This window comes from Barrientosiimonas humi, assembly GCF_006716095.1.
In the GTDB taxonomy this organism is placed as follows: domain Bacteria; phylum Actinomycetota; class Actinomycetes; order Actinomycetales; family Dermatophilaceae; genus Barrientosiimonas; species Barrientosiimonas humi.
Genome location: NZ_VFOK01000001.1, coordinates 1,709,305 through 1,732,248, shown reverse-complemented (window position 1 = coordinate 1,732,248; position 22,944 = coordinate 1,709,305). Strand labels below are relative to the sequence as shown.

Below are 22,944 nucleotides of genomic sequence, written 5' to 3'. Positions count from 1 at the left end.
GGGCCCCCGCGACCGTACGTTGACCGAGGTGGGCCGGTGCGTGGGTGTGCGCCGGCGGAGGAGACGAAGGAGTCGAAGATCAGATGGCGATCACGCGTCGTCCGTTGCGGGTAGCCCTGGTAGCTCCGTCGAGGCACCCGCTGCGACGGCCGTTCCTCGGCGGCATGGAGGCGATGGTCTGGAACCTCGCCCGGGGACTGCGGGCCGAGGGGGTGCAGACCCTCGTGGTCGCGCCCGAGGGCTCGGACTTCCTCACGCCGGGCCTGGAGCTGGACGGGGGCGGGTGGAGCCCGTCCGACCTGGCGCTGGGCGACCGCTACGCCCCGCCCGCCGGGTTCCTGCGCGAGCACCACGCCTACCTGCGGGCGATGACCGCGCTGGCCCGCGCCGACGTCGACGTGGTGCACAACCACTCCCTGCACCACCTCCCGATCAGCCTCGCCGAGACGCTGCCCTGCCCGCTGGTCACGACGCTGCACACCCCGCCCATCGCGTGGATGGAGTCGGCGTTCGAGGTCGCCGGCGCGCGCGCCGGCGAGGTCACCGCGGTCAGCCGGGCGACCGCTGATAGCTGGTGCCTGGACCGCGCGCCGAGCGTGGTGCCCAACGGCGTCGACCTGCGGCTGTGGCGCCCCGGCCCGGGCGGTGACGACGTCGTCTGGTCCGGTCGCATCACGCCCGAGAAGGCGCCGCACGACGCGATCCACGCGGCCGCCCGCGCGGGCCTGGCCATCCGGCTCGCCGGCCCGGTCGACGACCCGGTCTACTTCGCCGAGCGGATCCGTCCGCTCCTCGGCCCGCGCACGACGTACGTCGGGCACCTGGCTGCGCCGGCGCTCGCCGAGCTCGTCGGCCGGTCCGCGGTGGCCCTCGTGACGCCGCACTGGCCGGAGCCGTTCGGGCTGGTCGTCGCCGAGGCGCTGGCGTGCGGCACCCCGGTCGTGGCGTACGCCTGCGGCGGCATCGCCGAGACCCTCACCGACCCCGCGGTCGGGCGCCTCGTGCGGCCCGGCGACGTCGACGCGCTCTCCGGCGCGCTGCGCGAGGCCACCCGACTGTCCCGGGCGCGGGTGCGGGCGTTCGCCGAGGAGCACCTGTCGCTGGACCTGATGGTCGCGCGCTACCTCGAGCTGTACGCCCACCTCGTGCGTCAGCGCACCCCGAGCGTCGCGTGAGCCTGCGGGTCTGCCACGTCCCCGGTGACCACCCGTACGTCCGGCACGTGATGACCGGCATCGGCGAGTGGGGGGTGCAGCACGTCACGGATCGCGAGCCGAGGCCGGCGCAGGGATGGTCGCCCTCGCCGGCACTGTCGCCGGAGTGGGTCAGGGCGCACGCCGACGACGTCGACGTGATCCATCTGCACTTCGGTTACGAGCATCTGTCGGACGCCGAGATGCGTTGCTGGATCAGGGCGTTGGCCGACTCGGGCATCGCGTTGGTCGTGACCGTCCACGACATCGACAACCCGCACCTGCGCACCCAGGACCGGCACCACGCGTTGCTCGCCGACGTGACCGACGCGGCGGGGGAGGTGCTGACCCTGACCCCCGGGGCCGCCACCGAGATCCGGCGCCGGTGGGGCCGGCACGCCACGGTCGTGCCGCACCCGCACCAGCTCCCGCTGCACCTCGTCGGCCCGTCCCGCGACCCCGTCCGCGACGACGACGCCGACCCGCGGATCCTGCTGCCCGTGCGGGCCGCTCGCGCCAACCTGCACGTGCTGCAGGCGTTGGAGCTGCTCGAGCGCTGGCCGGCCGACCGGCCGCTCGTGCGCACCGTCGTGCTCGACCTCGCGGTCGTGCAGGCGCCCCGCGACGAGCGTGACCGGCAGATCGCCCGGGAGGTCTGCCGGCTGTCGCAGCAGCCGGGCTGGCGGGTGGAGGCGCTGCAGCGGCGGGTGCCCGAGGAGCAGGTGCGCGCCTGGCTCGACGACGCCGACGCCCTGGCCCTGCCCTACGCGTGGGGCAGCCACTCCGGCTGGGTCGAGGCGGCGTACGACACCGGCACCGCGGTCCTGGCCTCCGACCGGGGCTACTGGCACCAGCAGCACCGGTTGCTGCACTGGCCGGAGGGCACCGACGACCGGGCGGTCGACGAGCTGGTCACGGCGGTCGGGCTCGCGCGGTCGCAGGAGCGGCGGCAGGCCACGGAGGGTGAGCGCCGCAGCCAGCAGCGCGACATCGCCGCGTCGCACGCGCGCTGCTACCGCAGGGTGGTCCAGGGGGTGGCGTGGTGATCGGCTACTACGTGCACCACCAGGGCTCGGGGCACCTGCACCGGATGCTGAGCATCGCCGCCGCGCTCGACCTGCCGGTCACCGGCATCAGCAGCCTGGCCCGCCCGCTGGAGCACTCCGGCCCCTGGCTCCAGCTGCCGCGCGACGACCAGCCGCGCCCCGACGGCGACGTGACGGCGTACGGCGCGCTTCACTGGGCACCGTTGCAACACAACGGTTTTCGCGACCGGATGCAGCGCATCGCCACCTGGGTCACCGACGTACGCCCGCGCGCCCTGGTCGTCGACGTCTCCGCCGAGGTTGCAGCGCTCGGCCGCCTGCTGGGTGTGCCGGTGGTGGTCATGGCCATGCGGGGCGACCGGTCCGACCGGCCGCACCGGCTGGCCTACGACGTGGCCGAGGCGCTCGTCGCCCCGTGGCCCGCGGCCGCGCCCGAGCCGTGGCCGCGCGAGGTGCTCTCCCGCACCGCGCACGTCGGGGCGCTGTCCCGCTTCGACGGTCGGCCCGTCGCGTCGGCCGACCCGGGCAGCCGGACGGTGCTGTGCCTGTGGGGCGGCGGCGGGCCGGTGCCGTCGGCGCAGCTGAGCGCGGCGCGCGAGGCGACGCCGGGCTGGCGGTGGGTGTTCGCCGACGGGTCGCGCGACGAGCGGTCGGGCGACGAGGTGTGGCGGCTGCTGCAGGAGGCCGCGGTGGTGGTCTGCCACGCTGGCCAGAACGCCGTGGCCGAGGTGGCCGCCGCCCAGCGCCCCGCGGTGGTGATCGCCCAGCCCCGCCCGTTCGACGAGCAGCAGGCGACGGTGGCGGCGCTGCGCACGCTCGACCTCGCCGTCGCCCTCGACGACTGGCCGCAGCCGCACGACTGGCCCGACCTGCTGGCGCGCGCGACGGCTCTCCCGGCCGAGAAGTGGCTGCTGTGGAACGACGGCCGCGGCGCAGCCCGGGCCGCCGAGGTGCTCGAGCGGGTCGCGCACGGAGAGGCGGCGCCGTGACGCGCATCGGGCTCGTGACGACGGTGCACGGCCGGCACCGCCACCTGCGCGCGCAGCTGGCGCACCTGCGGCGGCAGGCGCAGCCGCCCGACGCGCACGTCGTCGTCGCCATGGGCGACCCCGAGGTCGAGCAGGTGGTCGTCGAGGGCGCCCCTTCGGCGACCACCTTGCACCTGCCGCTCGCCGACCGCGAGCTCCCGCTGGCGGCGGCCCGAAACCTCGGCGCCGCAACGGTTCTCGAGCGCGGGGCCGACGTGGTGGTGCTGCTCGACGTCGACTGCCTCCCCGCGCCGCAGCTGCTCGCGCGCTATGCCGAGGTCGCCCGGCCCACCCGGCGCGCGCACCTGTGGTCGGGCGTCGTGCACTACCTGGACCCGCTCGCCGAGGGGCGGACGGCGTACGACGACTCCGACCTGGCCCGCTCCCGGCCGCACCCGGCCCGACCGGCCCCGGCGCCCGGCCAGGTCGTGCACGGCGCCGACCTGCGGCTGTTCTGGTCGCTGTCGTTCGCGATCGACCGCGGGTCCTGGCAGCAGGTCGGCGGCTTCGACGAGGCCTATACCGGCTACGGCGGCGAGGACACCGACCTGGCCTGGCGGGTGCGAGCGCTCGGTGGCGGCATGACCTGGGTCGGGGGCGCGGTCGCCTACCACCAGCACCACCCGACGAGCCGCCCGCCGGTGCAGCACGCCGCGTCGATCGTGCGCAACGCCAACCTCTTCCACGAGCGCTGGGGCGAGTTCCCGATGCTCGGCTGGCTGCTGGAGATGCAGCGCCTCGGAGCCGTCCGGCTCGACGCCGGGCGCAATCGGTGGGTGCTGGCCGAGACCCCTCGCTAGCGTTGGCCCACGGCCGGCCGGCCGACAGGTGCGGCCGCAGACCGGGCCGGCCGTCGACGAGAGGGGGCGCCATGACCGTGCGCATCGAGGACGACCGGACGCGGGCGGTCGAGACCGGCCCGACCGTGCCGCAGCTGCGGCACCGGGCCGAGGTGCCGATGCTCGCCCTCGGCGTGGGGCTCACCGCCGTCGTGGCGATCGGCGCGGTCGGGGCGCTGCTCTCGGGCGTGCAGCTCGCGCAGTGGTCGATCGTCGTGCTGGGCGGGCTCGCGCTGCCCGTGCTCAGCCTCGTCTACATCCGGTGGATGTACTGGACGCAGATCGCCAACGGGGTCGAGGTCACCGACGAGCAGTTCCCCGACCTGTGGGCCATCTACGCCGACCTGGCCCGGCAGATGGGCTTCGGCGCGGGCCCGGGCCGGATGGCGCAGGTCCCGCGGCTGTACATGGTCAACGGCAACGGCACGATGAACGCCTTCGCCGCCAAGTGCCAGCTGCAGCGCGGCTACGTCGTGGTCTACAGCGACCTCGCCGACCTGGCCTACGTGCACGGCAACGCCGGCGCGCTGCGCTTCGTGCTCGCCCACGAGCTCGGGCACATCAAGTGCGGCCACGTGAACCTGTGGCGCCAGGGCATCACGCCGGTCCTCACCCTGCTGCGGCTCGCCCCGAGCCTGAGCCGCGCGCAGGAGTACACCGCCGACCGGGTCGGGGCCTACTACGCCCCGCAGCACGCGATGGACATGGTCGCCCTGTTCGCCGGCAAGAACGTCGCGCGGCAGGTCGACGTCCCCGCCTACCTGCGCTCCGTCGACCGGCACAAGGACGGCTTCTGGCTGAGCTTCGCCAACCTGATGTCCGGGCACGCGGTCGGCTTCCGCCGGATGAAGGCGCTCAGCCGGGTGCCCACCGAGGGCTGGGACGTGCACGGCCGGATGCTGTGACGCCCCGCTGATCGGCACCCGTCGCCGCTGGCTAGGTTGGCGACGGTGACCACCGACCGCCCTGTCGACCTGCGCCGGCTGGCGATCCCGGCGTACGGCCCGAGCCTGCTGTTCGGCCTCGGCGAGGGCGCGATCCTCCCGGTGGTCGCCCTGTCCGCGCGCGACCTCGGTGCCAGCGTGCCGATGGCGGCGGCCGTGGTCATGCTCATCAACGTCGGGTCGCTGCTGTTCAACGTGCCGGCGTCGGTCATCACCCACCGGTTCGGCGAGCGGTGGGCCATCGTCGGCGCGGCGGCGCTCGGCGTGGTCGCCTCGGTGCTGTGCGCGCTCGCGCCGAGCCTGGCCGTCTTCGCCTCCGGCGTGCTGCTCTTCGGGGTCAGCGCCTCGGTCTTCATGCTCGCCCGACAGAGCTACCTCACCGAGGCGATCCCCGCGCACTACCGCGCGCGGGCGCTGTCCACCCTCGGCGGGGTCATGCGCGTGGGCGTGTTCGTCGGGCCGTTCCTCGGCGCGGCGGCGATCCAGCTCACCGACCTGCGGGGTGCGTACGTCGTCTGCGGCCTCGCGCTCGTCGTCGCCGGGCTCGTGGGTGCGCTGCTGCCCGAGCTGCCCTCGCGCAGCACGGGATCCGCGGCGACCCCCGTCACGGTGCGCGGCGTGCTGAGCGAGCACCGGCGGACCTTCCTCACGGTCGGCGTCGGCATCATGCTCGTCGCCGCGGTGCGCGCCTCGCGCCAGGTCGTCATCCCGCTGTGGGCCGAGAACCTGGGGCTGTCCCCGCAGACCGCGTCGATCGTCTACGGCGTCGCGGGCGGCATCGACATGCTCGTGTTCTACCCCGCCGGCAAGGTCATGGACGTGCGCGGCCGGCGCTGGGTCACCGTGCCCTCGATGCTCGTCATGGGCCTGGCGCTGCTCGCGATGCCGCTCACCAGCGGCCTCGTCGCGTTCACCGTCGTCTCCTGCGTGCTCGGCTTCGGCAACGGCATCGGCTCGGGGATGGTCATGACCCTCGGCGCCGACTTCTCGCCCCCGGTGGGCCGGGCGCAGTTCCTCGGCATCTGGCGCGAGCTGTCCGACATCGGCGCCACCGGCGGCCCGGCGCTGCTGTCGGGCTTCACCGCGCTGCTCTCGCTCGGGGCCGCGATCGCGGCGTCGGGGGTGATCGGGCTGCTGGCCGCGGTGGTGCTGTGGCGGTCCGTCCCGTCCGTCACCGGACGCCCGCCTGCGCCGCGGCCGACGCGTGCGGGAGGATCGTGACATGGACCGCCAGCAAGAGTTCGTCCTGCGCACCATCGAGGAGCGCGACATCCGGTTCGTGCGCGTGTGGTTCACCGACGTGCTCGGCACCCTGAAGTCGGTGGCCATCGCGCCCGCCGAGCTCGAGGGGGCCTTCGCCGAGGGCATCGGGTTCGACGGCAGCGTGATCGAGGGCCTGGCCCGCGTGTTCGAGGCCGACATGCTGCTGCGCCCCGACGCGGCGACCTTCCAGGTGCTGCCGTGGCGCGGCGAGGGCGGGCCGACGACCGCGCGCATGTTCGCCGACATCCGGTTGCCCGACGGCACCCCGAGCCAGGCCGACCCGCGCACCGTGCTGCGCCGGGCGATGAGTAAGGCGGGGGAGCAGGGGTTCACCTTCTACACCCACCCCGAGATCGAGTTCTACCTGTTCAAGCCCGACCTCGAGCCCGGACGCCCGCCCCAGCCCGTCGACGAGGCCGGCTTCTTCGACCACGTGCCCTACGGCACCGCCCACGACTTCCGCCGCGCGGCGATCACCCGGCTCGAGCAGATGGGCATCTCGGTCGAGTTCAGCCACCACGAGGGCGGCCCCGGACAGAACGAGATCGACCTGCGCTACGCCGACGCCCTGTCCACCGCCGACAACGTCATGACCTTCCGCGCGATCGTCAAGGAGACCGCGCTGGAGCGCGGCGTCTTCGCCTCGTTCATGCCCAAACCCCTGGTGGGACAACCGGGTTCGGCGATGCACACGCACCTGTCGCTGTTCGACGGCGACTCCAACGCGTTCTACGAGGCCGGCGCGCCCTACCAGCTGTCCAAGACCGGGCGGCAGTTCATCGCCGGCCTGCTGGTCCACGCCAACGAGATCAGCGCCGTGACCAACCAGTGGGTCAACTCCTACAAGCGCATCTGGAGCGGCGGCGAGGCGCCGGCGCACGTGTGCTGGGGCCACAACAACCGCAGCGCCATGGTGCGCGTGCCGATGCACAAGCCCGGCAAGGAGCAGAGCGTGCGCGTCGAGGTGCGATCCATCGACTCCGCGTGCAACCCCTACCTCGCCTACGCCGTGCTGCTCGCGGCCGGGCTCAAGGGCATCGAGGAGAGCTACGAGCTGCCGCCCGAGGCCGAGGACGACGTCTGGCAGCTCACCGACCGCGAGCGGCGCGCCATGGGCATCGACCCGCTGCCGTCCTCCCTCGACGAGGCGATCCGCATCATGGAGGACTCCGACCTGGTCGCCGAGACGCTCGGCGAGCACGTCTTCGACTTCTTCCTGCGCAACAAGCGGGCCGAGTGGAGCGCCTACCGCGAGCAGGTCACCCAGTTCGAGCTCGACCAGTACCTCAAGCGGCTGTGAGCGATCGCGCCAAGCGGCACGACGGGCAGGCCAGCACGCTCGCCCGGGCCGGGCTGACCGACACCTCCCGGGCCGTCGGCCTGCTGGACGAGCTCGGCGTGCGCGACGTCACCGACGCCAGCGCGCGCGAGCTGGTCGAGGCGCTCGGCCGGGTCGCCGACCCCGACCAGGCGCTGCTGGGCCTGGTCCGGCTCGCCGAGGTGCTGCCGCGGTCGGAGGTCGAGGAGCTGCGCCGGCTGCTGCTGCACGACGGGGCGGGCCGCGAACGGCTGGTCCAGGTGCTCGGCGGGTCGACCGCGCTCACCGACCACCTGGTGCGCCACCCCCAGCACTGGCACGACCTGCTCGACGCGCGCATCGACGACGCCGAGACCCTCACCGCCGCCCTGCAGGCCGACATCGACGCCCGGCCCGACGACCGCACGCGCTACGACGCGCTGCGCATCGCCTACCGCCGCCAGCTGGTGCGCATCGCCGCGGTCGACCTCACCGGCGACCCCGAGGCGCAGTTCCCCCAGGTCGCGGCCGCGCTCGCCGACCTGGCCGCCGCCGCGCTCGAGGCGGCGCTGCACATCGCGCGCGAGGAGGTCGAGGGCGCCGACCGCTGCCGGCTCGCGATCATCGGGATGGGCAAGTGCGGCGGCCGGGAGCTCAACTACATCTCCGACGTCGACGTCATCTTCGTGGCCGAGCCGGCCGAGGGCGCCGACGAGGACGATGCCCTCGCCGTCGCCACCGCGCTCGCGACCGCCACGATGCGCGCCTGCTCCGCGGCCACGGGGGAGGGGAGCCTGTGGACCGTCGACGCCAACCTGCGGCCCGAGGGCGCCCAGGGGCCGCTGGTGCGCACCGTCGCGAGCCACCGCGCCTACTACGACCGCTGGGCCAAGACGTGGGAGTTCCAGGCGCTGCTCAAGGCCCGCCCGGTGGCCGGCGACGCCGAGCTGGGGCAGGCGTACCTCGATGCCGTGGGTCCGCTGGTCTGGCAGGCGTCCCGGCGCGACAACTTCGTCGAGGACGTGCAGGCGATGCGCCGGCGCGTCGAGCAGCACGTGCCGCCCGCCGAGGCCGCGCGCCAGCTCAAGCTCGGCCCGGGCGGGCTGCGCGACATCGAGTTCAGCGTGCAGCTGCTGCAGCTGGTGCACGGCCGCACCGACGAGAACATCCGCATGCGGGGCACCCTCGCCGCGCTGGAGGCCCTCTCCGAGCGGGGGTACGTCGGTCGCACCGACGCGCACGACCTCGACGACGCCTACCGCCGGCTGCGGGTGCTGGAGCACCGGATCCAGCTCTATCGCATGCGCCGCACCCACCTGATGCCCACGGCCGAGGCCGACCTGCGGCGGCTGGGCCGGTCGGTCGGGCTGCGCAGCGACTCCGCCGAGGCGGTGACCCGGCTGTGGCGCGAGCAGGCCCGTGAGGTGCGCCGCATGCACGAGCGGCTGTTCTACCGCCCGCTGCTGTCCGCCGTGGCGCGGCTCGACGACGACGACGCGCGCCTGAGCCTGGACGACGCACGAGATCGCTTGGCAGCGTTGGGTTTTCGCGACCCGGGCGGTGCCATCCGGCACGTCGAGGCGCTCACCAGCGGCGTGAGCCGGCGTGCGGTCATGCAGCGCACGCTGCTGCCGGTGATGCTGCAGTGGTTCGCCGAGGAGGCCGACCCCGACGCGGGTATGCTGGCCTTCCGCAAGATCAGCGAGGAGCTCGGCTCGAGCCCGTGGTTCCTCAAGCAGCTGCGCGAGGGCAGCGGCGCCGAGCAGCTCGCCCGGGTGCTGGCGCGCAGCCGTTACGCCGCGGCGATGCTCGAGCGCTCGCCGTCGGCCGTCAGCCTGCTCAGCAGCTCCGAGCCGCTGCGCCCGCGCGACCGGGCCGCGATCACCGAGCAGATGCAGCGCGCTGCCGCCCGCCACGACGACCTCGAGGCCGCGGCGCACGCCGTCCGGGCGGTGCGCCGCACCGAGCTGCTGCGGGTGTCGGTCGCCGACCTGCTCGGCGAGATCGACCTCGACACCGTCGAGGAGGGGCTCACCGAGATCACCGCGGCCACCCTGCAGGTGCTGCTCGACCTGGCGGAGCGCCAGGTCGCCGCCGAGCGCGACGGCGCGGCCCCGTGCGCGATCGCGGTCATCGGCATGGGCCGGTTCGGCGGTCGCGAGCTGGGCTACAGCAGCGACGCCGACGTGATGTTCGTGCACGAGCCGCACGACGGCGCCGACGACCAGGACGCCCAGGAGCACGCCCTCGCCGTCGTCACCGAGCTGAGCCGGCTGGGCAAGCTGAACGGCCCCGACCCGGCGTTCGAGATCGACGCCTCGCTGCGGCCCGAGGGCAAGTCCGGCCCGCTGGTGCGCAGCCTGGAGTCCTACCGCTCGTACTACTCCCGCTGGAGCGAGGGGTGGGAGGCCCAGGCGCTGCTGCGCGCGACCCCGGTGGCCGGCGACCGCGACCTCGGTGCGCGGATGGTCGAGCTCATCGACCCGCTGCGCTGGCCCGAGGGCGGCATCTCCTCCTCGGCCGTGCGCCAGATCCGCACGCTCAAGGCGCGCATGGAGGCCGAGCGCATCCCGCGCGGCGGCGACCGCAAGACCCACTTCAAGCTGGGTCACGGCGGGCTCTCCGACGTCGAGTGGACCGTGCAGCTGCTGCAGCTGCAGCACGCGAGCGAGGTGCCCGGGCTTCGTCACCCCGGCACCATGACCCCGCTGGCCGCCGCGGCCGAGGCGGGGCTGCTCGACGCCGAGCAGGCCGAGGCGCTGCGCGAGGCGTGGACGTTCGCGACCCGGCTGCGCAACGCCTCGGTGCTCTGGCGCGGCCGCGCGGTCGACGCGCTGCCGTCCGACCTGCGCGACGGCGACGGCATCGGCCGCATCCTCGGCTACCCGCCCGCCTCCGGCCCGCAGCTGCACGACGAGTACCGCCGCCGCGCGCGCCACGCCCGCTCGGTCGTCGACGACGTGTTCTACGGCACCCCGCCCGGTCCCGGGGCGCGCACCGCCCGCCACTGACCCCACCTCGTCCGCCGTCCCAGGCACCAGACGTGGCCGGGGCCACTTCCCACCGCTCCCTAGACTGGAGGGGTGATCAGCCGTACCGACCTGCGCGGTCCCGCGCTGGCGTCGCTCGACGCCCGCGGCCTGCGCGACGCGTTGCCCCGTGCCGCTTTCGACGTCGAGGCCGCCCTCGACGCCGTGCGACCGATCTGCGACGAGGTGCATCACCGCGGCGCCGACGCGCTGCGCGAGCTGTCCGAGCGGTTCGACGGCGTGCGCCCCACCCGGCTCCGGGTGCCGGCCGAGCTCCTGGCGAGCGCGCTCGAGCAGCTCGACCCCGACGTACGCACCGCGCTGGAGACCTCCATCGAGCGCGCCCGGGCGGTCCACGCCGACCAGCGCCGCACCGACGTCACCACGACGCTCGCCGACGGCGGCACGGTGACCGAGCGCTGGGTGCCGGTCGACCGGGTCGGGCTCTACGTCCCCGGCGGCAAGGCGCCGCTGCTGTCCAGCGTCGTCATGAACGTCGTGCCGGCGCAGGAGGCGCAGGTCCCCTCGATCGCCGTGGCCAGCCCGCCGCAGCGCACCAACACCGGGGCCTTCGCGGGCTACCCCGACCCGGGCGTGCTCGCGGCCTGCGCGCTGCTCGGCGTCGAGGAGGTCTACGCCGTCGGCGGCGCCCAGGCGATCGCGATGTTCGCCTACGGCGCCCGCGAGGCCGACGGCACCACCGTGTGCGAGCCGGTCAGCCTCGTCACCGGCCCCGGCAACATCTACGTCGTCGCGGCCAAGCGGCTGCTCAAGGGCCTGATCGGCATCGACTCCGAGGCCGGCCCGACCGAGATCGCGATCCTCGCCGACGACAGCGCCGACCCCGGCCACGTCGCCGCCGACCTGATCAGCCAGGCCGAGCACGACGAGCTCGCCGCCGCGGTGCTGGTCACCGACAGCGACGCGCTCGCCGGCGCCGTCGAGGAGGCGCTGACCGCCCAGGTCGCCGCCACCAAGCACAGCGAGCGCATCCGCGTCTCCCTCGCGGGCGAGCAGTCGGCGATCGTGCTGGTCGACGACGTCGAGGCGGGGCTGCGGGTGGTCGACGCCTACGCCGCCGAGCACCTCGAGATCCAGACGCGCGACGCCTCCGCGGTCGCCGCGCGGGTGCGCAACGCCGGCGCGATCTTCGTGGGGCCGTACGCCCCGGTGAGCCTCGGCGACTACTGCGCCGGGTCCAACCACGTGCTGCCCACGGGTGGCTGCGCGTGCCACAGCTCGGGCCTGTCGGTGCAGTCGTTCCTGCGCGGCATCCACGTCGTCGACTACTCCCGCGACGCGCTGCGCGAGGTCTCCCGCGCGGTGGTGACGCTCGCCGAGGCCGAGGACCTGCCGGCCCACGGGCAGGCGGTCACCGTGCGTTTCGCCGATGAGTGACCTGCGCGCGCTGCTGCGCGAAGACCTGCGGGGCCAGGAGCCCTACGGCGCCCCGCAGCTCGACGTGCCCGTCGCGCTCAACACCAACGAGAGCTCCTACCCCGTGCCGGCCGAGGTGGTCGAGGCCATCGTCGCGGCGGTGGGCGAGGTCGCCCCGACGCTGAACCGCTACCCCGACCGTGAGTTCACCGCGCTGCGCGCGGCGCTCGCGGGCTACCTGACCGCCACGACCGGTCAGCCGCTCGCCACCGAGCAGCTGTGGGCGGCCAACGGCAGCAACGAGGTGCTCTCGCACCTGGTCCAGGCCTTCGGCGGGCCAGGCCGGGTCGCGCTCGGCTTCACCCCGTCCTACTCCATGCACCCGATCATCGCCCGCTCGGTCGGCACGACCTGGGTCGACGGCCTGCGCGGTACGCCCTCGGGCGCCTACGACCTCGACGTCACCACCGCGGTCGAGCAGGTCCGCGCGGCCGACCCGGCGCTGGTCTTCCTGACCTCGCCCAACAACCCGACCGGCACCGCGCTCGGGCTCGACGTGGTCGAGGCCGTGCACGACGCGGCGCAGGGCGCCGTGGTGATCGTCGACGAGGCCTATGCCGAGTTCGCCCGGCCCGGCACGCCGAGCGCGCTCACCCTGCTGCCCGGGCGCGAGCGGCTGGTCGTCACCCGCACGATGAGCAAGGCGTTCGCGTTCGCCGGGGTGCGGCTGGGATACCTCGCCGCCGACCCCGCGCTCACCGAGCTGCTGCGCCTGGTGCGGCTGCCGTACCACCTCAGCAGCGTCACCCAGGCCACCGCGCGCGCGGCGCTGGAGCACACCGGCGCCCTGCTCGGCATGGTCGAGGCGATCAAGGCCGAGCGCGACCGTCTCGTCACCGGCACCCGCGACCTCGGGCTCGACCCCGTGCCGAGCGACGCCAACTTCGTGCTGGTCGGCGGGTTCGCCGACGCGGCGCGAACCTGGCAGGCTCTGCTCGACCGGGGCGTGCTCGTGCGCGACGTCGGCATCCCGCACCACCTGCGGATCACGGCGGGCACCCCCGCCGAGACCGACGCCGTGCTCACCGCGCTGGGCGACCTGGTCGCCGACCACCGACAGCAGGAGACCGCATGAACCGGACGGCCTCGCTCACCCGACGCACGTCGGAGAGCACCGTGGAGCTGTCGCTCGACCTCGACGGGTCGGGGGAGTACTCCGTCTCCACGGGCGTGCGCTTCTACGACCACATGCTCGAGAGCTTCAGCAAGCACAGCCTGATCGACCTGCAGGTCAAGGCCGTCGGCGACGTCGACGTCGACGGGCACCACACGGTCGAGGACACCGCGATCGTGCTCGGGCAGGCGCTGCGCGAGGCGCTCGGCGACAAGGCCGGCATCTCTCGCTTCGGCGACGCGATGGTGCCGCTCGACGAGGCGCTCGCCCAGGCGGTCGTCGACGTCGCCGGGCGGCCGTTCGTCGCGCACAGCGGCGAGCCCGACGCGCAGGCGTACGCCGTCATCGGCGGCACCTACTTCGGCTCGATGACCCAGCACGTCTTCCAGTCCCTCGCGCACAACGCGGGGCTGGCGCTGCACGTGCGCCTGCTCGCGGGCCGCGACCCGCACCACATCGTCGAGTGCCAGTTCAAGGCGCTCGCCCGCGCGCTGCGCGCGGCGGTCGCGATCGACCCCCGGGTGCAGGGCGTGCCCAGCGCCAAGGGGTCCCTCTGACGGTGTCCGCCTCCTCGACGCTTCCCGGGCTCCTGCTGCTGCAGGCCGCGCCGGCGAAGGCGCGGAGCTGGCTGCGGCGCGGCACCGTGCCCGCATACGTCGTCCCGCTCGGCGGCTGGACCGCCGTCGTGCCTGCGGGTCCGTCCGCCGCCGCCCCGCCGTATGACGGCGCCACCTCGGTCCTCGCGGCTCGCCCGGTCCCGGGCCAGCTGCGGTCTGCGATGGGCTTCTTCGTCGTGGGCGAGCGCGCCGTGCTGGTCGTCCACCCGCGCGGCGGGCGGTCCGGATCCCGTTGGCTCGCTTGGGAGTCCGAGCACGGGTCGCTCGTGCTGCCCGGTCACGAGCCCGCCACCGTGCGCGACCTGATGGGCGTCGCCGGCCTCGCCGACTCCGAGCGCGAGGGCGTGCTCGGCGTGCTGCGCCGCCGCGGCGGCAGCTGTCCGTCGATGCTGGCCGCGCTCGTGTCCGCCCTCGCCCTGCCCGGCGGCGACCTGCTGGCCGGCACGGGCGTACCCACCAAGGAGGAGGCCGTGCTGGTCACGCCCGACGCCCGCGCGGTGCAGCGGTTCGACCGCGACATCCGCGAGGACCAGGAGCTGCGGGTCGAGCTGGGGGAGGAGTCGTGAGGCGCCGGGTGACGGTGCTCGACTACGGCAGCGGCAACGTGCGCTCGGTCGTGCGCATGCTCGAGCGCGTGGGCGCCGAGGTCAGCCTGACGTCGCAGCCCGACGCGGTGCTGCGCGCCGACGGGCTCTACGTCCCCGGTGTCGGCAACTTCCACGCCTGCGTGCAGGGCCTGCGTGCCGTCGACGGGCTGCGCCTGGTGCGCGAGCGGGTCGCGGCGGGCGCGCCGGTGCTGGGCGTGTGCGTCGGCATGCAGGTGCTCTTCCAGGGCTCGGTCGAGCCGAGCAGCGGACCGCAGGAGCAGGGCATCGGCCACTGGTCGGGCACCGTCCACCGGCTGCAGGCCCCGGTCGTCCCGCACATGGGCTGGTCGCAGGTCGCGCCGCCCGAGGGGTCCGACCTGTTCGCCGGGCTGGAGCAGGAGCGGTTCTACTTCGTCCACTCCTACGCCGCCGACGAGGCGCCGACCCGCGCCGGTCGTGCGCCGGCGGCCACCTGGGCCGAGCACGGCGGCCGGTTCGTCGCCGCCGTCGAGGACGGGCCGGTCAGCGCCACCCAGTTCCACCCCGAGAAGTCCGGCGACGCCGGTGCTCAGCTGCTGAGCTCCTGGCTCTACCGGTTGTGAGAACCGTTGTCCGACAAGGAGATCCGATGAGCTCACCGCGACTCGAGCTGTTGCCCGCCGTCGACGTGTCCGGCGGTCAGGCCGTGCAGCTGGTGCAGGGCGTGGCCGGCACGGGGGGTCAGTACGGCGACCCCTGGGGGGCCGCGAAGGCCTGGCAGGACCAGGGGGCGGAGTGGATCCACCTCGTCGACCTGGACGCGGCGTTCGGCCGCGGCAACAACACCGAGCTGCTGACCGGCATCGTGCGCCGGCTCGACATCGACGTCGAGCTGAGCGGCGGCATCCGCGACAGCGCCACGCTCGGGGCCGCGCTGGCCACCGGCTGCCGCCGGGTCAACCTCGGCACCGCGGCCCTGGAGAACCCCGAGTGGACGGCCGCGATCATCGCCGACCACGGCGACCGCGTCGCGGTGGGTCTGGACGTGCGCGGCACGCGCCTGGCCGCGCGCGGCTGGACCCGCGAGGGCGGCGACCTGTGGGAGACGCTGGAGCGCCTCGACCGCGAGGGGTGCGCGCGCTACGTCGTCACCGACGTCGCGAAGGACGGCATGCTGCAGGGCCCCAACGTGCAGCTGCTGCGCGACGTCTGCGCCCGCACCGACCGCCCGGTCGTCGCCTCCGGCGGCGTGTCCACCCTCGACGACGTCCGCGCGCTGCGCGAGCTGACGCCCGAGGGGGTCGAGGGCGCGATCATCGGGTCGGCGCTCTACCGCGACGCGTTCACCCTGCCCGACGCGCTCGACGTCGCCGGCCGGCCGTGACCGTCGACTCCGGCGGCCAGGGCTGGCACGGGCGCAGCCTGTCCGGCACCGGCTTCGACGGCGACAGCGGCGAGACCGACCCGCGGCTGCTGGCGGCGCTGCGCTCCGGCGACGAGCAGGCCGCCATGCGCGCCATCGCCGCCGCCCGGCTGCTGGTGCCGATCGTGGCCGCGCCGGGGGAGGGCGACGACACCGGCACCGACATGGCCGCGGTGACCCTGCGCGCCCCCGACGGTCAGCAGGCCCTCCCGGTCTTCACCGGCGTCGCGGCCCTCGCGGCCTGGGACGCCGCCGCCCGGCCCACGCCCGTCACCGCCGCCCGGGCCGCCCAGGCCGCCGTGTCCGAGCGCTGCGACGTGATGGTCGTCGACGTCGCCGACGAGCACCCGTTCGTCCTGCGGCCCAGCATGGTGTGGGCGCTGGCGCAGGATCGGCCGTGGCTGCCGGCGTACACCGATCCTGTTGTGCAGCAAGCGGTCTCGCTGGCCGCGCGTGACGACGACGACGTGCGCGCCGCCGTGTGCGAGTCCGGCGACGACCTCGAGCCGGGTCTGCTGCGCATCGTGCTGTCGGTGCCGCCCGGCCGCTCCGCCGAGCAGCTGCAGCAGCTCGCGACCCGCATCGGCGAACGCCTCGCCACGGACGGCGAGGTGCGCGCCCGCATCGACGGCATCACCTTCTCCATCCAGCCCGCCTGACCCGAGTCGTACGCCCACCCCGCCCCCGGCCGTACGACCCACGCCCCACCCCCGCACCTCCGCATGAAACCGGGTTACGTGGGTTTGACCCTGATGCGTTGAGGTCAGATGCACGTGACCGGGTTTCATGCGGGGTGAAATACCCCAAGGGGGTATGCTGGTTGGCATGGGCATGGACGAGCACACGCACGGCTACATCGGCAACAAGGACGACTACCTCAAGCGGCTGCGGCGCATCGAGGGGCAGGCGCGTGGTCTGCAGCGGATGGTCGAGGAGGAGAAGTACTGCATCGACATCCTCACCCAGGTGTCCGCCATGACCAAGGCGCTGCAGGCCGTCTCGCTGGGGCTGCTCGAGGAGCACCTGAGCCACTGCGTCGTCGACGCCGCGAAGGCCGGTGACGACGAGGAGGCCCAGCGCAAGCTGCGCGAGGCGAGCGACGCGATCGGTCGGCTGGTGCGCTCATGAGCACCGACCTCGGTCAGCAGCCGCGCGTCGACGGCGTCGTCGAGCTCGACATCACCGGCATGACCTGCGCCTCGTGCGCGAACCGCATCGAGCGCAAGCTCAACAAGCTCGACGGCGTCACCGCCACGGTCAACTACGCCACCGAGAAGGCCTCCGTCCAGCACACCGCCGACGTCTCCACCGACGACCTGCTGCGCACGGTCGAGGCCGCGGGATACCAGGCCGCAGTGCCCCGCACCGAGCGCGCCGACGCGGATGACGACGCCGCGCCCGACGCCCGCGACCACGAGCTGCAGACGCTGCGCCAGCGGGTGCTCGTCAGCGCCGCGCTCAGCGTCCCGGTGATCCTCATGGCGATGGTCCCGGCCCTCCAGTTCGACAACTGGCAGTGGCTGTCGCTGACCCTGGCCGCGCCCGTCGTGGTCTGGGGCGCCTGGCCGTTCCACCGGGCCGCGTGGACCAACCTGCGGCATGGGGCCTTCACCATGGACACCCTGGTGTCGATCGGTACGCTCGCGGCCCTGTCCTGGTCGGTCGTCGCCCTGTTCTTCGGTCACGCCGGCATGCCCGGCATGAAGCACCCGTTCGAGCTCACCGTGCAGCGCGGCGAGGGACTGTCCAACATCTACCTCGAGGCGGCCGCGGGCGTCACCACGTTCATCCTGCTCGGCCGCTACATCGAGGCGCGCTCCAAGCGGGCGGCCGGGGCGGCGCTGCGGGCGCTGCTCGACCTCGGCGCCAAGGACGTCGCGGTGCTGCGCGGGCCGGCCGGCGCCGAGCGCGAGGAGCGCATCCCGGTGGCCGACCTCGCGGTCGGCGACCGTTTCGTCGTGCGCCCGGGCGAGAAGATCGCCACCGACGGCGAGGTGGTCAGCGGCCGCTCCGCGGTCGACCTGTCGATGCTCACCGGCGAGTCGGTGCCGGTCGAGGTGGCCGCGGGCGACACCGTCGTCGGCGCGACCGTCAACGCCTCCGGCCGACTCGTGGTCCGCGCCACCCGCGTCGGCTCCGACACCCAGCTGGCCCAGATGGCCAAGCTCGTCGAGGACGCCCAGACCGGCAAGGCCCCGGTGCAGCGCCTCGCCGACCGCATCTCCTCGGTCTTCGTGCCGCTGGTGCTGCTGCTCGCGCTCGGCACCCTGGTCGTCTGGCTGCTGATCGGTGCCGGCGCGTCCGCGGCGTTCACGGCGGCGGTCGCGGTGCTGATCATCGCCTGCCCGTGCGCCCTCGGGCTCGCGACGCCCACCGCGCTCATGGTCGGCACCGGCCGCGGCGCGCAGCTGGGCATCCTCATCAAGGGCCCCGAGGCCCTCGAGGCCACCCGCACCGTCGACACGGTCGTGCTCGACAAGACGGGCACCGTGACCACCGGTGCGATGGCCGTACGCCAGGTGCTGGCTGCTCCCGACGAGTCGCCCGACCAGGTGCTGCGTCTCGCGGGGGCAGTGGAGTCCGCCTCGGAGCACCCCGTGGCGCAGGCCGTCGCCAAGGCGGCCGCACGCCACGGTGCGCTGCCCCCGGTCGACGACTTCACCAACCACGCCGGGCTCGGTGTCGCCGGAGCCGTCAGCTCCGACAGCGAATCCGGCTCTGCCACAACGGTTCTCGTCGGCCGACCCAGCCTGCTGGAGCAGCAGGGCATGACGGTCCCCGAGGCGCTGGCCGCCGACGTCGACGAGGCCCAGCGGCGCGGCGAGACCGTCGTGCTCGTCGGCTGGGACGGCCGGGCGCGGGGAGCGGTCGCGGTCGCCGACGCGGTCAAGCCGACCTCGGCGCAGGCGGTCGCCGACCTCAAGCAGCTGGGGCTGCGGCCCATCCTGCTCACCGGCGACCAGGAGCTCGTCGCCCGGTCGGTCGCCGACGAGGTCGGCATCGACGAGGTGATCGCCGAGGTGCTCCCGCAGGACAAGGTCGACGTCGTGCGCCGGCTGCAGGACCAGGGGCGCGTCGTCGCGATGGTCGGGGACGGCGTCAACGACGCGGCCGCCCTCGCCCAGGCCGACCTGGGCCTCGCGATGGGCACCGGAACCGACGTCGCGATCGAGGCCAGCGACCTCACCCTGGTCAGCGGCGACCTCGCGACCGCGGTCGACGCCATCCGGCTGTCGCGGCGCACCCTGTCGACGATCAAGGGCAACATGTTCTGGGCGTTCGCCTACAACGTGGCCGCCCTCCCGGTCGCCGCGCTGGGTCTGCTCAACCCGATGCTCGCCGGCGCCGCCATGGCTTTCTCGTCGGTGTTCGTGGTGCTGAACAGCCTGCGGCTGCGCAGCTTCCGCGCCCTGCGCCGCGCCTGACCCGGCCACGCGGCACGCGCGTACCCCGGCCCGACAAACCCCGATATCGGCGGTGGTGACGGTGGGTCAGGGCGCAGGGCCGTCGTCAAGCGCCGATATCGGGGGTTGTGACGGTGGGTCGGGGCGCGGGGGCGTCGTCAAGCGCCGATATCGGGGGTTGTGACGGTGGGTCGGGGCGCGGGGGCGTCGTCAAGCGCCGATATCGGGGGTTGTGACGGTGGGTCGGGGCGCGGGGGCGTCGTCAAGCGCCGATACCGGGGGTTGTGACGGTGGGTCGGGGCTCCAGGTCGTCATCACGCGCCGATATCGGGGGAAACGTGCGCCCCCGGGCGAGACGTCAGTCCAGGCGCGACGGGGGTGGCGGCTGCTCACCCACGGCGGCCGCGAGCTCGCCGGCCCACCGGTCGATCTGCGACCAGTGCTCGCGCAGCCACAGGTCGACCACCTCCAGGTCGCTGCTGCGCGGCCGGTCGACGACGCGTACGACCACGTCGACCGGGTGCGCCAGCGGCACCGCCCGCCAGATCTGGCCGAGGCTGCCGGTGCGGTCCAGGCCGTGGTGGGCGATGATCACCGGCACCAGGTCGGGGCTGTCCTCGAGCATCTGCTGGGTGCCCTTGGCCCGCGGCACCAGCACCCGCGGGTGGTCGCGGATCCACTCCTGCAGCGCCGGGTTGCCGTTCTGCTCGGCCCACTCGATCGACGCGGCGTGCCGCCGGGGCGACCAGTTGCCGCCCTCGGGGAACAGGATCAGCGCGTCGTGGGCGTCCAGCGAGCGGGCGAACGCCTCGAGCCGGCGGTCGCGCTCGGCGACGTTGACCCGGCGCGGCGGCAGGAAGTAGGACCCCAGCCGGTTGAGCAGCAGGTCGGCGGCGGCGTCCCACAGCAGGAACCGCTTGAGCATCACCCGGGGCGTGCGGCCGAAGGTGTGCGCAACCAGGTAGGCGACCAGCAGCGAGTCGCCGGAGCCGATGTGCCGCGACAGCACCAGCAGCGGGTGCGGCGTGCGCGCGACCACCGGCGGGATGTCCGTGCGCAGCTGCAGCCCGACGGTGCGCTCGGCCACCTGCAGCACCGTCGTGAGCCGGTGGTCCAGCAGCGCCGTGTGCTGCTCGCGCCAGGCGACCGGGTCGCGGCGCCACGGCGGGTGACGCAGCCACAGCCACCAGCAGCCGAGCAGGATGCCGAGGTCGGCCGCGATGCCGGCGATCGCCAGCCGGACCAGCCGCAGCGCCCGGTTGCGCCGGCGCCACGGCTCGAGCACCAGCAGGGGCAGGGCCAGCAGCCCGAGCAGCAGCGCGAGTGCCCCGAGGAGCACCGGCCACAGCGGGTCCCGCAGCACCCGGCGCACGACCAGGGGCGGGACCGGCACGCTCATCGCCGGTCCAGGTATCGACCTGCCGCGTCGTAGGCCGCCTCGACCCGGCGCGAGACGTAGCGCTCGTTGGCGTGCAGGAACGAGACGGTCGGGGCGTCGTCGGCGCCGCTGGGCAGCGCATGCACCTCGACGTCGTCGGGCAGCGAGGCCATCTCCTCGACGTAGCGGTGCCGCCGCGCGATCTCGAACGTCACCTGCGCGACCTCCCACGGCCAGCGCGGCACCTCCAGCGGCTGCTCGACCCGTCCGACGTGCAGCACGAAGATGCGCTCGGCGCCCAGGGCCACCGCGCGGCCCACGGGGATCGAGTGCACGAGCCCGCCGTCGAGGAAGTGCTCGTCGCCGACCTGGATCGGCGGGAAGATGCCGGGCACCGCGCAGGAGGCCAGCACCGCGGGCGCGATCGGCCCGGCGGAGAACCAGTGGGCCACCGACCGCTCCACGCTGGCCGCGACGCACTGGAAGGGCACCGCGAGCTCACCGAACTCCTCGACGGGCAGGTGGTGGCGCAGCATCCGCAGGAACCGGCCCGGCGGATACAGGTGCATCGGCACCCGCCGTCCCGGGCGACGCGACCGACCCCGCCGCTCCCGCCGTACGTCCGCCGCAGTCTCCCCGTCGCTCGCCGACGTCCTCGGGCGGGTGAGCCGGCGACCCCGCGCGGCGGCGGGCTCGCGTCCGGCGAGCGCGGGCGCCCCGCCGGCCAGGTCGGCCCAGACGCCGCTCAGCCGGGTGAGCCCCGCGAGCGTCGGGTCGGCCGCGAGGAACGCCCCGTTGACCGCGCCGATGCTCGTGCCGAGCACGAGGTCGGGGCGAAGGTCACGCTCGAGGAGCGCGCGCAGCATCCCGATCTGGGTGGCGCCGAGGATGCCGCCACCACCCAGCACGAAGGCGGTGCGCGGGGCGGTCACGACGCGTGCGGAGCGGCGGATCAGAGGTTGATCATGTGGCCGGCGATGCCCTCGACGGCCTCCTTGACCGCCTCGGACAGCGTCGGGTGCGCGAAGACGTTGCGCGCGACCTCGTCAGCCGTGAGGTCCCACTTCTGCGCGGTCGTCAGCACCGGCAGCAGCTCGGTGACGTCGGGCCCGATGAGGTGGGCGCCGAGGATCTCGTTGTGCGTCGCGTCGGCGACGACCTTGGCGAACCCGACGGTGTCGCCGAGCCCCATCGCCTTGCCGTTGGCGCTGAACGGGAACGAAGCCGTCTTGACGTCGTAGCCCTTGTCCTTGGCCTGCTGCTCGGTGTAGCCGAACGAGGCGATCTGCGGGTGGCAGTAGGTCGCCCGCGGCACCATGTCGTAGTCGACCGGCATGGTCTCGGCGCCGCCGATCGTCTCGGCCGCGACGACGCCCTGGGCCTCGGCCACGTGCGCGAGCATCAGCTTGCCGGTGCAGTCGCCGATGGCGTAGACGCCGTCGACGTTGGTGCGCAGGTAGTCGTCGATCTCGATGGCGCCGCGGTCGGTCGTGGCGACGCCGATCTTGTCGAGGCCGTAGCCCTCGAGGCGGGGCGCGAAGCCGATCGCCGAGAGCAGCTTGTCGGCCTCGAGCACCTGGCCCTCGCCCTTGCCGTCGGCGGGGGAGACGCTGACCTTGACCCCGGAACCGGTGTCCTCGACCGACTCGACCTTGGTGCCGAGCATGACCTTGATGCCGAGCTTCTTGTACTGCTTGAGCAGCTCCTTGGACACGTCGGCGTCCTCGGTGGGCACCATCCGGTCGAGGAACTCCACGATGGTGACGTCGACGCCGTAGTTGCTCATGACGTACGCGAACTCGACGCCGATCGCGCCGGAGCCAGCGATGATGATCGACTTCGGCAGCTCGGGGTCGAGGATCTGCTCCTCGTAGGTCACGACGTTGTCGGACACCTCGACGCCGGGGAGCATCCGGGTGACCGCGCCGGTCGCGATGATCACGTTGTCGGCGGTGACCGTCTGCTGGCCGCCGTCGTTGAGCTCGACCTGGATCGTCCTGGGGTCGGTGAAGGTGCCCCACCCGTCGATCTCGGTGATCTTGTTCTTGCGCATGAGGAAGTGGACACCCTTGACGATGCCCTCGCTGACCTGACGGCTGCGCTTGTGCGCCGGGGCGTACGACATCGTCGCGTCGCCCTCGATGCCGTACTTGTCCTTCTCGTGCAGCAGCGTGTGCGCGATCTCGGCGTTCTTGATCAGCGCCTTGCTGGGGATGCAACCGACGTTGAGGCACACCCCGCCCCAGTACTTCTTCTCGATGACCGCGGTCTTCAGACCCAGCTGGGACGCGCGGATCGCCGCGACGTAACCCCCAGGACCGGCACCGAGCACGACGACGTCAAAGTGATCAGCCACGAGGCCGAGC

At 73.9% G+C, this 22,944-nt stretch carries 20 protein-coding genes; 17 read left to right on the top strand and 3 right to left on the bottom strand.

What is annotated here, in order from left to right; translation table 11 throughout:
- Nucleotides 1–164 precede the first annotated feature (164 nt).
- The 17 genes from FB554_RS08035 (at nucleotide 165) to FB554_RS07955 (ending at nucleotide 19,221) form a co-directional block, all read left to right on the top strand.
- The gene (locus tag FB554_RS08035) at nucleotides 165–1,175 is read left to right on the top strand and encodes a glycosyltransferase (protein WP_170206814.1); all 1,011 of its coding nucleotides are present in this window, start codon (nucleotides 165–167) and stop codon (nucleotides 1,173–1,175) included.
- Nucleotides 1,172–2,239 (top strand): glycosyltransferase family protein, encoded by a 1,068-nt coding sequence (locus FB554_RS08030; RefSeq protein ID WP_142005477.1) that lies wholly within the window; start codon nucleotides 1,172–1,174, stop codon nucleotides 2,237–2,239. The genes FB554_RS08035 and FB554_RS08030 overlap by 4 nt, the downstream gene beginning before the upstream one ends.
- Nucleotides 2,236–3,228: a glycosyltransferase gene (locus FB554_RS08025; RefSeq protein ID WP_211344555.1), complete on the top strand. Its 993-nt coding sequence runs from the start codon at nucleotides 2,236–2,238 to the stop codon at nucleotides 3,226–3,228. Before FB554_RS08030 ends, FB554_RS08025 begins: the two co-directional genes overlap by 4 nt.
- Nucleotides 3,225–4,067, top strand: a complete 843-nt coding sequence (locus tag FB554_RS08020) for a glycosyltransferase family 2 protein (RefSeq protein ID WP_236022340.1) — start codon at nucleotides 3,225–3,227, stop codon at nucleotides 4,065–4,067. The genes FB554_RS08025 and FB554_RS08020 overlap by 4 nt, the downstream gene beginning before the upstream one ends.
- 71 nt (nucleotides 4,068–4,138) lie before the next feature.
- Nucleotides 4,139–5,011 (top strand): M48 family metallopeptidase, encoded by an 873-nt coding sequence (locus FB554_RS08015; RefSeq protein ID WP_211344554.1) that lies wholly within the window; start codon nucleotides 4,139–4,141, stop codon nucleotides 5,009–5,011.
- A gap of 36 nt (nucleotides 5,012–5,047) precedes the next feature.
- Nucleotides 5,048–6,271 (top strand): MFS transporter, encoded by a 1,224-nt coding sequence (locus FB554_RS08010; RefSeq protein WP_211344553.1) that lies wholly within the window; start codon nucleotides 5,048–5,050, stop codon nucleotides 6,269–6,271.
- 1 nt (nucleotide 6,272) lies between these two features.
- On the top strand, nucleotides 6,273–7,613 hold the full coding sequence (locus tag FB554_RS08005; protein ID WP_142005475.1) for a glutamine synthetase family protein: 1,341 nt from the start codon (nucleotides 6,273–6,275) through the stop codon (nucleotides 7,611–7,613).
- Nucleotides 7,610–10,621, top strand: a complete 3,012-nt coding sequence (locus FB554_RS08000) for a bifunctional [glutamine synthetase] adenylyltransferase/[glutamine synthetase]-adenylyl-L-tyrosine phosphorylase (RefSeq protein ID WP_142005474.1) — start codon at nucleotides 7,610–7,612, stop codon at nucleotides 10,619–10,621. Before FB554_RS08005 ends, FB554_RS08000 begins: the two co-directional genes overlap by 4 nt.
- 72 nt (nucleotides 10,622–10,693) lie before the next feature.
- Entirely contained in the window at nucleotides 10,694–12,037 is a 1,344-nt protein-coding gene (hisD, locus tag FB554_RS07995) for a histidinol dehydrogenase (protein ID WP_142005473.1), read from the top strand.
- Nucleotides 12,030–13,151, top strand: coding sequence for a histidinol-phosphate transaminase (locus FB554_RS07990; RefSeq protein WP_142005472.1), 1,122 nt, complete (start codon nucleotides 12,030–12,032; stop codon nucleotides 13,149–13,151). The genes hisD and FB554_RS07990 overlap by 8 nt, the downstream gene beginning before the upstream one ends.
- Entirely contained in the window at nucleotides 13,148–13,747 is a 600-nt protein-coding gene (hisB, locus tag FB554_RS07985; RefSeq protein ID WP_142005471.1) for an imidazoleglycerol-phosphate dehydratase HisB, read from the top strand. The genes FB554_RS07990 and hisB overlap by 4 nt, the downstream gene beginning before the upstream one ends.
- Before the next feature lie 2 nt (nucleotides 13,748–13,749).
- Nucleotides 13,750–14,373 carry a hypothetical protein gene (locus FB554_RS07980; RefSeq protein WP_142005470.1) on the top strand — a complete coding sequence of 208 codons (624 nt, stop codon included), beginning with the start codon at nucleotides 13,750–13,752 and terminating at the stop codon, nucleotides 14,371–14,373.
- Entirely contained in the window at nucleotides 14,370–14,996 is a 627-nt protein-coding gene (gene hisH, locus FB554_RS07975) for an imidazole glycerol phosphate synthase subunit HisH (protein ID WP_142005469.1), read from the top strand. Before FB554_RS07980 ends, hisH begins: the two co-directional genes overlap by 4 nt.
- 26 nt (nucleotides 14,997–15,022) lie before the next feature.
- The gene (gene priA, locus FB554_RS07970; protein ID WP_142005468.1) at nucleotides 15,023–15,757 is read left to right on the top strand and encodes a bifunctional 1-(5-phosphoribosyl)-5-((5-phosphoribosylamino)methylideneamino)imidazole-4-carboxamide isomerase/phosphoribosylanthranilate isomerase PriA; all 735 of its coding nucleotides are present in this window, start codon (nucleotides 15,023–15,025) and stop codon (nucleotides 15,755–15,757) included.
- Nucleotides 15,754–16,455, top strand: coding sequence for an SseB family protein (locus tag FB554_RS07965; protein WP_142005467.1), 702 nt, complete (start codon nucleotides 15,754–15,756; stop codon nucleotides 16,453–16,455). Before priA ends, FB554_RS07965 begins: the two co-directional genes overlap by 4 nt.
- Nucleotides 16,456–16,627: 172 nt before the next feature.
- Nucleotides 16,628–16,924: a metal-sensitive transcriptional regulator gene (locus FB554_RS07960; RefSeq protein WP_142007506.1), complete on the top strand. Its 297-nt coding sequence runs from the start codon at nucleotides 16,628–16,630 to the stop codon at nucleotides 16,922–16,924.
- Nucleotides 16,921–19,221: a heavy metal translocating P-type ATPase gene (locus FB554_RS07955; protein WP_142005466.1), complete on the top strand. Its 2,301-nt coding sequence runs from the start codon at nucleotides 16,921–16,923 to the stop codon at nucleotides 19,219–19,221. Before FB554_RS07960 ends, FB554_RS07955 begins: the two co-directional genes overlap by 4 nt.
- 337 nt (nucleotides 19,222–19,558) lie before the next feature.
- Here the strand turns inward: FB554_RS07955 and FB554_RS07950 are convergent, their stop codons facing one another.
- Genes FB554_RS07950 through lpdA form a run of 3 tightly spaced genes read right to left on the bottom strand, consistent with a single transcriptional unit; the run spans nucleotide 19,559 to nucleotide 22,934 of the window.
- The gene (locus FB554_RS07950; protein ID WP_142005465.1) at nucleotides 19,559–20,599 is read right to left on the bottom strand and encodes a 1-acyl-sn-glycerol-3-phosphate acyltransferase; all 1,041 of its coding nucleotides are present in this window, start codon (nucleotides 20,597–20,599) and stop codon (nucleotides 19,559–19,561) included.
- Entirely contained in the window at nucleotides 20,596–21,510 is a 915-nt protein-coding gene (locus FB554_RS07945) for a patatin-like phospholipase family protein (protein WP_236022339.1), read from the bottom strand. Before FB554_RS07945 ends, FB554_RS07950 begins: the two co-directional genes overlap by 4 nt.
- A gap of 20 nt (nucleotides 21,511–21,530) precedes the next feature.
- Complete coding sequence (gene lpdA, locus FB554_RS07940) at nucleotides 21,531–22,934, bottom strand: dihydrolipoyl dehydrogenase (RefSeq protein WP_142005464.1); 1,404 nt, start codon at nucleotides 22,932–22,934, stop codon at nucleotides 21,531–21,533.
- Nucleotides 22,935–22,944: the final 10 nt, after the last annotated feature.

Excerpts from the sequence above, each read along its gene's own strand:
- FB554_RS08005 (WP_142005475.1), top strand. The coding sequence starts at position 6,273 with ATGGACCGCCAGCAAGAGTTCGTCCTGCGCACCATCGAGGAGCGCGAC.
- FB554_RS07950 (WP_142005465.1), bottom strand. The coding sequence starts at position 20,599 with ATGAGCGTGCCGGTCCCGCCCCTGGTCGTGCGCCGGGTGCTGCGGGAC.
- FB554_RS08015 (WP_211344554.1), top strand. The coding sequence starts at position 4,139 with ATGACCGTGCGCATCGAGGACGACCGGACGCGGGCGGTCGAGACCGGC.
- FB554_RS07960 (WP_142007506.1), top strand. The coding sequence starts at position 16,628 with ATGGACGAGCACACGCACGGCTACATCGGCAACAAGGACGACTACCTC.
- FB554_RS07955 (WP_142005466.1), top strand. The coding sequence starts at position 16,921 with ATGAGCACCGACCTCGGTCAGCAGCCGCGCGTCGACGGCGTCGTCGAG.
- hisB (WP_142005471.1), top strand. The coding sequence starts at position 13,148 with ATGAACCGGACGGCCTCGCTCACCCGACGCACGTCGGAGAGCACCGTG.
- priA (WP_142005468.1), top strand. The coding sequence starts at position 15,023 with ATGAGCTCACCGCGACTCGAGCTGTTGCCCGCCGTCGACGTGTCCGGC.
- FB554_RS07990 (WP_142005472.1), top strand. The coding sequence starts at position 12,030 with ATGAGTGACCTGCGCGCGCTGCTGCGCGAAGACCTGCGGGGCCAGGAG.
- FB554_RS08035 (WP_170206814.1), top strand. The coding sequence starts at position 165 with ATGGAGGCGATGGTCTGGAACCTCGCCCGGGGACTGCGGGCCGAGGGG.